This window comes from Aeromonas sp. HMWF016 (assembly GCF_963878195.1).
Taxonomy (GTDB): domain Bacteria; phylum Pseudomonadota; class Gammaproteobacteria; order Enterobacterales; family Aeromonadaceae; genus Aeromonas; species Aeromonas lacus.
The window spans coordinates 1-789 of the sequence record NZ_CAWNWX010000051.1 but is presented as its reverse complement, the minus strand read 5'-3'; the positions used below and the strand labels follow the sequence as shown (position 1 = coordinate 789).

The window sequence follows — 789 nt, the reverse complement described above, 5'->3', positions numbered from 1 at the left end:
TCCTGGCTCAACAAACCCGCCTCGGCCTTGCTGCTGGTGCGTCAGCTGTTTCGCCAGCAGGGCAACACCCTGCCGCTCACCATAGGGGCGCGCATTCCGGTCACCGGCTTTCAGGAGCTGCCGGCCAAGAGCGCGGCAAAACTGGTACGCAGCCACCTCTACCGGATTGGTTGCGGCAAGCCGGGACGGCTGCAGACCGAAGCCCCCATCGCCCTACCGGAGGATCGTCGCCAGCTCAAACAGGTCATCGAAAGCTGCGAGCAGCTCGGCACCACCCCGGATGGACAGGGGATCTACCTCTACCGCCGCCATGAACTGAGCCATTCGGTGATCCTGCGCGAGCTGGGACGGCTGCGGGAAATAGCCTTTCGCGCGGTGGGGGAAGGGTCCGGCAAGCGGCGGGACCTCGACCCCTTCGATGATGACTACCACCACCTTATCCTCTGGGATCCTGCCCGGCTCGACATCATCGGCGCCTACCGCTTCGCGCCGGTGGCCGAGCTGCTGGCCAGCAAGGGGTTAGGTGGTCTCTACAGCCACACCCTGTTTGGCTTTGAAGAGAAGTTGCTGCCGCGGCTGGAGCTTGCCATCGAGCTTGGCCGCAGCTTTATCCAGCCCGCCTACTGGGGCAAACGGGGGCTTGATTATCTCTGGTTCGGCATCGGCGCCTATCTGGCCCGCTATCCTCGCTACCGCTATCTGTTTGGCCCGGTGTCGCTCTCCGGCAGCCTGCCGCCAGCGGCCAAGGATCTGCTGGTGAGCTTCTACCGCCAGCACTTTGCCCCCGAG

General features: G+C 64.4%; 1 protein-coding gene. It reads left to right on the top strand.

The window, feature by feature from the left end:
* Positions 1-789, top strand: a 789-nt coding sequence (locus AACS24_RS07415; RefSeq protein ID WP_258223134.1) for a lysophospholipid acyltransferase family protein, incomplete at both ends; no start/stop codon positions are given.